This window comes from Kangiella sp. (assembly GCF_014762745.1).
In the GTDB taxonomy this organism is placed as follows: Bacteria; Pseudomonadota; Gammaproteobacteria; order Enterobacterales; family Kangiellaceae; genus Kangiella.
In genome coordinates this window covers 1-3,477 of sequence record NZ_JABURJ010000012.1, presented here as the reverse complement: position 1 = coordinate 3,477, position 3,477 = coordinate 1, and the positions used below count along the sequence as shown (strand labels likewise).

Below are 3,477 nucleotides of genomic sequence, written 5' to 3'. Positions count from 1 at the left end.
TAAGGACATCTTACGTCCTGCTTATATCATTCCTGAAAGTAAACGCCTGGATGTGCTGTTAACCGAATTCCGTTCCAAGCGAAACCACATGGCCATCGTGGTCGATGAATATGGTTGCGTTTCCGGACTGGTCACGATTGAAGACGTGCTGGAACAGATCGTGGGCGACATTGAAGATGAGTTTGATGTTGATGAAGAAGAAACCAACATCAAGCACCACACTAATGGCGAATATACCGTTAAGGCGCAGACTGAAATCAGCGACTTTAATGAACGCCTGGGAGCCGATTTCCCGGATCAGGAATTCGATACCATTGGCGGTTTGCTGGTTAATAAATTCGGCCACATGCCAGAGCGGGATGAAACCATCGCCATGGGCAACTTCGAGTTTACCGTGCTCAATGCCGATCAGCGGCGAGTGCATCTGCTAAGGGTCAAGCCACTGGTAGAAGCCCCGGTAGAGGCTTAAAAGTAAGATAGTAGGGTGGGCCTTGGCCCACCTTATTTTATTAGCTTGCTCCTTGGCGAAACTTTGCGCTAAAGCCCGACACCAACTCAAATAACAACTAAGAGACATACAATGATAACAATGGCTAAAAGCCCAACCGGCTGGCTGGGGCTAATGCTGGCACTGATCGCAGGAGCACTTTATCCGCTGGGTTTTGCACCACTGGAATGGTGGCCAATATCAATCTTTTCGGTTTCGGCAATCTGGTGGTTGCTTAACGGACAAAGCCGAAAATATTCGATGGCACTGGGATTCAGTTATGGCATGGGTTACTTTGGCGTTGGTGTGTCCTGGGTCTATGTGTCGATCAACACCTTCGGTAATGCTGCACCGCCATTAGCAGTCTTACTAACTATAATATTCATCGCCATTCTGTCGTTATTTTTTGTCTTACTCGGCTGGCTCAACGCCCGCTTTATCAACCGCTTCAATCTAATTTCTCAAATCATCTTTTTCGCCACTGCATGGCTTATTCTTGATATCGCTCGCGGTTCAGGGTTTGTCAGTTTCCCATGGCTCTATTTAGGCTACACTCAGACTTCAGGACCGCTGTTGGGCGTGGCCAGTTATCTAGGTGTGCATGGAGTCACTTTCCTGCTGGTTGTTATTGCCTGCTTGGTGACACTGGCATTAACTCACACTAATAAGAAAGCTCGCTCAAATACGTTGCTTGCTTTAGTCCTGCTGATGATGATTGGAACCAGCGCCAGTCTGTATGAAGTGAAAAAAGAAACCGAGCAACAAAAAACACTGACCATTGCCTTAATCCAACCGAATATCGATCAGCACATAAAGTGGGATCGAAACTACTTCACATCAATCGTAAAAGGACTGTTTGACCAGACCGAACACTATTGGGGCGCGGATCTCATTGTATGGCCAGAAGCGGCCATCCCTGCTTTTGATACGCAAGTGCCGGGTATTTTGTATGAGCTGGACGAATTGGCTAAAAGTAGTGGTAGTCAGTTTATAACCGGTATTCCGATGTTAGAAACCCGCGAGGAATATTACGCAGGAATCAAAATGCTCGGCAGTGAGCAAGCCGACTATCATAAGCAACAACTGGTACCCTTCGGAGAATATGTGCCATTAGGTAATTGGATTCGCGGTATGATCGATTTCTTCGATTTACCCATGTCGAGCTTCACCCCTGGCAGCAGCCAGCAAACTGCATTGAAAACCGAAAAAGCCGATTATATTCCGGCAATCTGTTATGAAATCGCTTTCTCAGGGTTGATGCAACAACTCGCCACCAGCACCGACGAAAATCAGTTCAAAGCCATTGTCACTATCAGTAACGACACCTGGTTCGGCGAATCCTGGGGACCGATTCAACACTTCCAAATCGCCAAAATGCGGGCCATCGAAACCGGCCTCCCCGTTATTCGTGGCACCAACAACGGCATCACCGCCATCATCGACGACAAAGGCCGTGTCATCAACCAAATCGACCGCTTCCAAAGCAGTGAACTGGCCGGTGCCTTCCTCCTCGAAAACCGCAACACCTGGTTTAGAGAGTATGGGTATTGGAGTTTGTTAGTATTGGTTATGTTATTAATTATTACAGCATTTGCTTTAAGGAAAAGGTAGTTTAGGTAGAAAATGATACGAATATTGTTTTTCCTTGTGCTATCTCTATATTATGGGTGGATGGTTTTTAGTGCAGTATTTCATGGAGAAATAGAGTCCATGAGAAGCACGAGGGAAATTGTCTTGTCTAGTGATCCGTTTCGCTATTACCTTCATTTTTCTATCCGCAGTTTTATGTTCCTTTTACTGCTAGTAGCTTTAGTAATCTCTGTAAAGTATAGAGAAAAGTAATAAGTAGCGTTTGGTGTTTGGTATAGGAATAAATAACAAGTATGGCGTAAGGTACCCCTAGGGAAGGATCTGCGTCACGACGCACCGTTTATTTTATAAATGAGAGAACACATGAAGAAATATATCTATTTATCAATAAGTATTCTTTTTATAGGAATTATCACTTCTATATATTTTTTGAAATCAGATAAGAAATTCCCTATTCCTTTCTACATATATCATGTGGAGCAGAAGGAGATGCTAAAGACAGGGGTAACGATGTTGCCAGTGAGTGTCGAAGCGGGAGATACAATAAATCGCTTAATTAAGGCAGTTGAGAGTGATAATTATATTACCTTTCAAGAGCTCACTATAGAACCTGAGAAGAGATATTTTGAGCAGTTACATCGAGTAATGAGCAAAGCAAAAAATGAAGTATTACTTAAAGCGAATAATAATGAATACTATATTTATCTAGTTGAAAGCAGAACAGATAGCGGCAAGGAGTATTTAATAATAAATGCTGATAAAAAAAGTGGAAAATTTATACTAAAGAATCAACCAACAGGGATTGTTAGCAGTATACTTGGCAAATGGCGGGCTAATGAACAATGGAAAGCCAATCAGAAGAGCAGTCATGATAGTATAAAGTTTAAACATGAAAGTGAGTTTAAAAGGTATGTATTCAAGCATAAGGGTATAGCAAGTTTCGAGTTTGCAGGAAGTTATAAAGTAAAAAGTGAGCTATTACCTGCTAAATATAATCAGGCAGTCAATGATCGAGTTATAGAGCCTTTGTTTATTATTTTAGGTGATGGAGCGAATCTTTTCTATTACAAGATGATAAAACCAGAAAATATTGAATTTAACATTCTACATAGAAACGATGAAGTAGGGTTTGCACTTTTAACCAAAAGTGATGATGGAGATGTTGTTGAGTTCGAACAAAACACTTACTTTGACGGTAGAAGCTTCTTTCTAGACAACGAATTGCTTAACAAGATTAAGAATAGGGAGCTGTAAAAAATATTATTGTCTTACAGAGACGTTGGGGCGGTATAAACAATACCTTACAGTATTCACAGGAATTAATGGGGTCAGAGTACATTAATCGAATTAATGGGGTCACCCATAAGTCGCTAGCTGTCAATAGGGTGAGTTTAATCGAA

At 42.1% G+C, this 3,477-nt stretch carries 3 protein-coding genes; all 3 read left to right on the top strand.

Going from position 1 to position 3,477, the window contains the following annotated elements; genetic code table 11:
- Positions 1-469, top strand: a 469-nt coding sequence (locus tag HUJ19_RS00225) for a transporter associated domain-containing protein (RefSeq protein ID WP_290621565.1), incomplete at its 5' end; no start/stop codon positions are given.
- A 111-nt stretch (positions 470-580) separates the two neighbouring features.
- On the top strand, positions 581-2,098 hold the full coding sequence (lnt, locus tag HUJ19_RS00220; RefSeq protein WP_290621564.1) for an apolipoprotein N-acyltransferase: 1,518 nt from the start codon (positions 581-583) through the stop codon (positions 2,096-2,098).
- 342 nt (positions 2,099-2,440) lie between these two features.
- Positions 2,441-3,331, top strand: coding sequence for a hypothetical protein (locus tag HUJ19_RS00215; protein ID WP_290621563.1), 891 nt, complete (start codon positions 2,441-2,443; stop codon positions 3,329-3,331).
- The last annotated feature ends 146 nt before the right edge of the window (positions 3,332-3,477 follow it).